Below are 3,717 nucleotides of genomic sequence, written 5' to 3'. Positions count from 1 at the left end.
AACAGATACAATGAAAAAGGAATAAAACATAAGATTTTATAATTTTTTATAGATTTTTATAAGTTTTTAGTAACGGGCTATATATGAAAGATTCATATAATTATTTAATGAGTTATTTAAGAGAAATAAATACTTTATCAATAATTGTAAGACTTACTCTTGCAACTATTTGTGCTGGTATTTTAGGACATGAAAGAGGGAAAAAGAAGCGTCCTGCTGGATTTCGTACACATATTGTAGTATGTATCGGAGCTACCATGGTAATGATAACAAGTCAGTATATGACAGATATTCTTGGGGTTGCAACAGATGCAAGCAGGCTTGGAGCTCAAGTAATAAGCGGAATAGGTTTTCTTGGTGCAGGAACAATAATGGTCGTAGGACGCAATCAGGTTAAAGGATTGACCACAGCTGCAGGATTATGGGCTTGCGCTTGTATGGGACTAGCTATTGGAATAGGTTTTTATGAAGGTGCTATAATAACATGTATATATCTTCTTGCTGTTGTTACAGTTCTTCATAAACTTGATTTATATACAAGAACTCATTCAAAAACTATTGAAGTATATGTTGAACTTCAGGATATTTGTGGAGTTACAAATTTTCTGAGTATGGTTAAAGCAGACGGTACAAAAGTTTCAAATATAGAAGTAAAGAAAAATGATGACATGGAAAGAGGAATGGTTGGACTTACAATGACCCTTACTCTTAATAAAAAATGTGATCACAGTGATTATCTTCTTCAGCTCAACAATATAGAAGGAGTATATTTTGCTGAAGAAGCAATGTAGTGGAAAAATATTATATAATCCATTATGTAATATACGAAAACATCTCTTGAATTTTGATTAAGATTCAAGAGATGTTTTTAATTTTTTTATTAGACTTAAATTTTTATTATAATGCTGAATAACTAAAATCTAATAGAAACAAAGATTTTAAGTTATTAAATATAATTAATTAAACATGTTCTGCGATGAAATAAAGAAGTCTTTCAGTATCATCCCATCCAAGGCAAGGATCAGTTATTGATTTACCATAAATATGTTCATCTATTTTTTGTGATCCTTCTTCTATATAACTTTCAATCATTACACCTTTAACAAGTTTCTTTAATGTTGGATTATAATCACGGCTATGTAAAACTTCTTTAACTATACGAGGTTGTTCATAGAATTTTTTATTTGAATTATTGTGATTTGCATCAACAATAACAGCTGGATTTGGGAAATTATGCTGGCTGTAAAGATCAGCAACCCTTAATAAATCTTCATAATGATAGTTAGGAATGCTGTTTCCATGTTTATTTACAGATCCTCTCATTATTGCATGAGCATAAGGATTTCCACTTGTACTTACTTCATGATCTTTATATATAAAATCATGTTGACAATGTGCTGCATGTATAGAATTAAACATTACACCTAAATCTCCACTTGTTGGATTTTTCATTCCTACTGGAACATCAACACCACTTGCTGTTAGTCTATGCTGTTGATTTTCAACACTTCTTGCACCAACTGCAACATAAGTTAATAAATCTCCACAATAAATATGATTGCAAGGATATAACATTTCATCAGCTGGAGTAAGATAAGTTTCTTTTATTGCTCTTATAAACATTCTTCTTATAGATAATAGACCTTCAAGCATATTAGGTGACTTTTCAGGATCTGGCTGATGAAGCATTCCTTTATAGCCTTCTCCAGTAGTTCTTGGCTTATTAGTATAGATTCTAGGAACTATAAATAATTTATCTTTAACTTTTTCATTAACTTTTGCCAATCTGTTTATATAATCGCATACTGAATTTTCATCATCTGCTGAACAAGGTCCTATGATGACAACGAATTTATCAGACTTTCCAGAAAAAATATCTTTTATTTCAGCATCTCTTTCAGCTTTTATTTTTTGTAGATGTTCTTCCAAAGGTGTCATTGCTATTATTTCCTCTGGAGATGGAATTTTTCTTAAATTTGTAAAACTCATTACAAATGCCCCCTTATATTTTTTTGTGTACATTATTTACTATATAATTACTGATAACTTTAGTCAAGTAATATTAAAAATGTAATAATTCTCAGTCAATGTAATTAATTCGATAAAAATATGCTAAAATAGTATTTAACATAACAGATTATAAATTAAGAATATTTACTACAATAAAACAACATATTACGTTGCAATATAATAGTTAAAAAAATTTTTAAACTATTTATAAGCTGTACATTATTAATTTAAAGTATGATATTCAAATAATTTAGATGAAATTTTATGAAAGAAGGAATACAACATTGAAAATACTAGCATACAGTCATAGAAAAGATGAAACAGAATATTTCAAAGCATTTAGTAAAAAATATAATGTGGAAGTCGTACTTACAGATTCTGCTCCTAATATGGAAACAGCACATCTTGCTAAGGATATAGAATATATAAGTATAATAACAACACCTATAAATAAAGAACTTCTAGATGAATTTAAAAAACTTGGCGTAAAATTTATATCTACAAGAACAATAGGATATGATCACATTGATTTAAATTATGCTAAAAAAATAGGAATTCATATTGGAAATGCTACATACTCTCCTAATAGTGTTGCAGATTATACAATAATGATGATTCTTATGAGTCTTAGAAAAATGAAGTTGATAATGAATAGAAGTTCTAATCAAGATTTTTCTCTAAATATGGTTCAAGGAAGAGAAATTGAAAATCTGACAATAGGTGTTTTGGGTACTGGGCGTATTGGTGAAACTGTAATAAAACATCTAAGCGGATTTGGATGCAGAATTATTGCTCATGATATTTATGAAAAAAAAAGTATAAAAAAATATGCAGAATATAAAGATCTTGATTATGTTCTTAAAAATAGTGATATATTAACCCTTCATATGCCTGCTACAGATGATAATTATCATTTGATAAATAAAGAAAATATAGAAAAAATGAAAGATAATGTATATATAATAAATACAGGAAGAGGTTCCTTAATAAATACTGATGATTTTATTAATGCAATAGAAAACAAAAAAATTGCAGGTGCAGCATTAGATGTAATAGAAAATGAAACAGGATTATATTATAACGATTTAAAAGGTCATGTGCTAAACAATAGGCAACTTGCAATTTTAAGTTCATTTCCCAATGTAATTGTAACGCCTCATACTGCATTTTATACCGATCAGGCTGTAAGTGATATGGTTGAAAATTCAATAAAAAGTATCTTGTTATTTAATGAAAATAAAGATAATCCATGGCAGGTATTATAAGTATTGATTATTTTGCAAATAATCAATTGTAAAATATTGACATAAGAATATGGCGATGTTATATTAAATAATATATTGCAGAAAAAGAAATCAGATATTTTCAAGATATTTTATTAAACATAGGGTAATATACTCAACAATGTAAACAATACATATTCCTATTTAACTTATTTTTGCCGAAATATTCAATAGAATCTTTTTTGTATTGTTGGATTGTTAATTATGTTATAATATCTGAATATATATGATTTCTTTCAGATATTAATTTCTAAATGTGTTGTTGTAACTAATATAACAGCACATTTTTAAATATATTATTAATATTTTAATCAATTAAAATTTGTTAACTAAATAAAAAACAATAAAAAATACTTTTGAGGTGAAAATAATGAATTTATCAAAAGAATTAATTTTTTTCTTACAAGGTAGCGCAGGAGCTATT

3 protein-coding genes are annotated in these 3,717 nt (G+C 27.4%); 2 read left to right on the top strand and 1 reads right to left on the bottom strand.

The features are described from left to right. The first annotated feature begins 83 nt into the window (after positions 1-83). Positions 84-791 carry an MgtC/SapB family protein gene (locus tag Q0F58_RS18010; protein WP_294379234.1) on the top strand — a complete coding sequence of 236 codons (708 nt, stop codon included), beginning with the start codon at positions 84-86 and terminating at the stop codon, positions 789-791. Between the two features lie 169 nt (positions 792-960). On the opposite strand, the gene Q0F58_RS18005 is transcribed toward Q0F58_RS18010, so the two are convergent. Next, on the bottom strand, positions 961-1,989 hold the full coding sequence (locus Q0F58_RS18005; RefSeq protein ID WP_294379233.1) for a 3-deoxy-7-phosphoheptulonate synthase: 1,029 nt from the start codon (positions 1,987-1,989) through the stop codon (positions 961-963). Between the two features lie 305 nt (positions 1,990-2,294). On the opposite strand from Q0F58_RS18005, the gene Q0F58_RS18000 reads away from it, so the two are divergent. Then, a complete protein-coding gene (locus Q0F58_RS18000; RefSeq protein WP_294379232.1) occupies positions 2,295-3,275 on the top strand; it encodes a D-isomer specific 2-hydroxyacid dehydrogenase family protein in 981 nt (326 codons plus the stop codon). Positions 3,276-3,717: the final 442 nt, after the last annotated feature.

This window comes from uncultured Clostridium sp. (genome assembly GCF_934754915.1).
Taxonomy (GTDB): domain Bacteria; phylum Bacillota; class Clostridia; order Clostridiales; family Clostridiaceae; genus Clostridium.
This window is presented reverse-complemented; position numbering and strand designations above follow the sequence as displayed.